This window comes from Marinobacter manganoxydans MnI7-9 (assembly GCF_000235625.1).
In the GTDB taxonomy this organism is placed as follows: Bacteria; Pseudomonadota; Gammaproteobacteria; order Pseudomonadales; family Oleiphilaceae; genus Marinobacter; species Marinobacter manganoxydans.
Genome location: NZ_AGTR01000062.1, coordinates 1 through 3699, shown reverse-complemented (window position 1 = coordinate 3699; position 3699 = coordinate 1). Strand labels below are relative to the sequence as shown.

Here is a 3699-nt window from a genome sequence, read left to right as displayed (position 1 = left end):
TCGCCATTACCCAGCCAGCCCATACCGCGAATAACCAACTGCTCCTGCCCGCGGCCCATATACCAGCCCCCAACATTGGAGTTGTTGTTCTCCAGGGCTTCCATGACATCGTTCTGTGATAAGTCATAGGACAGCATTCGCGCCGGGTTCAGGTTAACCTGGTACTGGCGGACCTCTCCGCCAAACGACAGGATTTCCGTAACCCCTTCAGCCGGTATCAGCAACAGTTTGACCAGCCAGTCGTGCAAGCTGCGCAATTCCATTGCGTCGTACCCCGAATCCGGGTCCGCTATCAGCAAGTACTGGTAGACCTGGCCAAGACCGGACGTATTCGGCCCCATTTCAGGCACCCCGACCCCGTCCGGAATCAGCTCCCGCGCGGCCTGCAACCGCTCGAAAACCAGTTGGCGCGCGAAATAGATATCCGTGCCCTCTTTAAAGACCACGGTGACACCAGACAACCCGGTTTTGGAGATGGACCGAACCTCCTCAACATCCGGCAACGCATACATCACCGCTTCAATGGGATAGGTGATCAGCTGCTCGACTTCCTCAGCCGCAAGTCCGGGCGCCTCTGTATTAACAGCGACCTGGACGTTTGTAACGTCGGGGAAAGCATCAAGATTCAGTTTTGGTATCTGAAACGCGGCCGTGGCGATAAGCACTGCAAGCGCAATAAGAACCAACAGGCGGTTCTGAACCGCCCAGTCGACAACTCGGTTGAACATAATGGCTCCCGGAATCAGTGGTTGTGCGGATCAAAGCCGCCTTTGGCAATCTCAGAGGCCACAAAAAATGCGCCCCGCAAAACGACTCGTTGGCCCGCAGCCAGGCCGGAAACCTCACGGAGCCCGCCAATTGAGCGGCCCAGTTCCACTTCCACGGGTTCATACTCGCCTTCGGCCTCTTCCACATAGACCGTCCAGTCGCCGTCCGCGCCACGCATCAATGCAGTCTCCGGCACGGCAAGCACCGGCTCGCTGGTCTTAAAACGAAAATACACATCTGCGAACATTCCTGGATGAAAACGATCTTCAGGATTGTCCAGCTCCAGCCTGACAATCCGCGTGCGGGTCACAGGATCAATGGTGTGGGCTTCCTGGGACACCGTTGCCACGCCCACACGACCCGCTGCCCTGACTTCGGCTTCCGCGCCCTTCTCTAGAACAATGTCGGAGCTTGCTGGCAGATGGGCTTCTACCCAAAGCTCACTCTCATCAGCAAGAGTCACCAGCGGCTGGCCAGCCTCAACTCTTTGTCCTTGCTCAAACTCATCGGTCAGTACTGCACCATCCACGCGAGCCCTGAGCATGTATTCACCGAGACTATCCACCCCGCTGGCCTTCAACGCACCAATGTCATCATCGTTCAGCCCGTAAGCAAGCAGAGTCGCCCTTGCTGCTTCAATGTTGGCTTTCGCTGTATTGAACCGCTGATCGCCAACCACGGAACGACCCAGCCCGCTGATTCGCTTCCATTCAGGAAAAGCTTTCCTGTAATCCGCCTGCGCCTGTGCCACCGTCTCACTGAACAGGGTTACCAGCGGCTGGCCCTTGGTTACGTGCTCACCCAGTTCCACGTGACGCCGCAGCACCACTGAGGCAACCCGGGGGGACACGTGATAGCTGGTATAGCCGTTGGTCAGCAGCTCACCGGGAGCGTAGATTTCATAGTCAACGTGCTTGCTTTCGAGGGTTGCTACTTCAATGCCGGCGAGCTCTTTCTGTTTGGCATTGATGCTTGCGGTGGCCGCTTCTTCATGGCCACCGTTCTCGTCTTCGTGGCCGTGCCCCCCTTCCTCTTCATGATCACCTTCCTCCTCATGCTCACCTTCTTCACCATGATCTTCCTTATACTCGCCCTCCTCACCGGTGACTTCCTGATGATCGTCGCCACTGGCAGCATGATCATGACCGGCTTCCTGATGAGCATCTTCCTCTGCCTGTACAAAAGAAAGTGGGGCTGTAAGCAACGTCAATGCGAATACAGAAATCAGAGTTTTTTTCATAATGAATATCCAGTTTCCAGACTAGTATTGGAAGAGGGTGATCAGTTCGCCAGACTGGCTCAAGAGCTCAATCAGACCCAACTGCGCCTGCTTTTCCAGTTCAATACCGGTTTTCAGGCTCTCCGCGCGCTGGCCCAGCGCCTGGAGATACTCAGAGGTGGAGAGGTCGCCGACCTGCCACTGCTTCTCAAGCAAATCAGCACTTCGCTGTACACGCCCCTGGGAGAGTTCTGTCCATCGACGAAGTTGGGTGTCGTATCGCTTCCAGGCAGCTCGGGCGCCCGCCAGATCATACTGCTGCTTCCGATAAAGTGCCTGAAACCGAGCCTCGGCCTCTAATGATCGTCGGTTGGCAGCCTGGATTTCGGCACCGTAGTTATTACGGACATTCAGAGGGATCGAGAACGTCAGGCCAACCAGGTTCTCACCGCCATCACGCCCTCCGCTCAGCCCGACCGTGGGAGATGCCGCCGCTCTGCGACTGACCACCTCGGCTTCGCTCCGCAGCACCTGCCACCTCGCGCGGGCAGCAGCAATTGACGGATGATCCAGCAAATTGTCGTTATCGACCCTGGAAGCAAGAGCCGGCCAAATGTGCCCGGGGATCCCCCCATCCTGAGGCCGCCAATCCGGCAGAAGCTCTCTGACCCGGGCTTGCGCCTGATCAACCGCAGCCTTTGCCTGGGCGAGTTCACTGAGCTGCTGAGAAAGGCTTAAAAAAAGCAACTCTGCATCGGTACTCCCCAGGTCGCCCGCCTGCTGGCGTTGCTCAACCTGCTCCAGCAAGGCATCCAGACGGTGTTGCTGGGATTCCGCAATTTCTTCGGCACGCGTCGCCGCGCGCCACTCGACAAGCGCAAACAGCGACTCGGACGTTTGTGCCAAAACCGCCTCGTTCAAATCAGCTTCAGCGGAAAGCCTGATCAGCTTTGCCTTGTCCTTTAGCGCACCCTGTTGATCAGACCAATCGATCGTTTGTGATAGCCCTGCCACAAAGTTGTTGTCACTGCCATTTCTGTCTGCTCCAACAGACAGCTCCGGGTTATACAGCGGTTGTTCGCTTGCCTCAGCATCCGCATCCCGGGCTGCCGCCTGCTCTGTCGCCGCCATGACATCCGGATGCTTGCTTATCTGGCCAGTGAGCCAATTTGTCCAATTCACAGTCTCCGCTTGACCGAACAGAGGAATAGACAATAGTACTGAACACAGCAACGCCCTGGGCGAGTGCTTGCTTGCCTTCATCGACTTTCTCCCGAAGGGGTTGTTAGCCACAATTCATGGGGGCGAGACGCCCATGACAAGGTAGGTGGAGATAGTAAGTGAAAAGGTTGAAATGAACTTGAATTTGGAAGGCATTAGCTCAGGGAACTTGAAAGTGCTCCTCAATAAGGGCGGGGAGAAGCGGCATCGCGACTCATGGCCACGATGCCGCCATCCAATCTAGGAAAAGCGCTGGTTTGATGCCGGTTGAAGTGCGCTCTCGTCGGTCGCACCATCGTCGATACGAACAGCCCGAACCAGGCGGGATACAAGCACCTTGCCGTCACCCGGGTGCCCTTCCTGGGTTCTGCCCGTTCTGACAATGAGTTCCACAACTTCACCAGCGACATCATCGGTCGCTACGTCTATTTCCAGCTTGACCATCTTCACTTTCTCCAGAGGCGACTCATCGCCGACCAGATGACCAAATT

General features: G+C 56.5%; 4 protein-coding genes. All 4 read right to left on the bottom strand.

Translation table 11 applies throughout. From position 1 onward, the window contains the following. The coding region (locus KYE_RS14635; protein WP_008174787.1) for an efflux RND transporter permease subunit at positions 1–728 on the bottom strand (728 nt) is incomplete at its 3' end. A gap of 14 nt (positions 729–742) precedes the next feature. Beyond that, positions 743–2008, bottom strand: coding sequence for an efflux RND transporter periplasmic adaptor subunit (locus KYE_RS14630; protein WP_008174785.1), 1266 nt, complete (start codon positions 2006–2008; stop codon positions 743–745). Positions 2009–2029: 21 nt separating this feature from the next. Then, positions 2030–3169, bottom strand: a complete 1140-nt coding sequence (locus KYE_RS14625; protein ID WP_227497852.1) for a TolC family protein — start codon at positions 3167–3169, stop codon at positions 2030–2032. Positions 3170–3448: 279 nt separating this feature from the next. After that, a partial coding sequence (locus tag KYE_RS14620) for a P-II family nitrogen regulator (RefSeq protein WP_008174782.1) occupies positions 3449–3699 on the bottom strand: 251 nt, incomplete at its 5' end.

Excerpts from the sequence above, each read along its gene's own strand:
- KYE_RS14630 (WP_008174785.1), bottom strand. The coding sequence starts at position 2,008 with ATGAAAAAAACTCTGATTTCTGTATTCGCATTGACGTTGCTTACAGCC.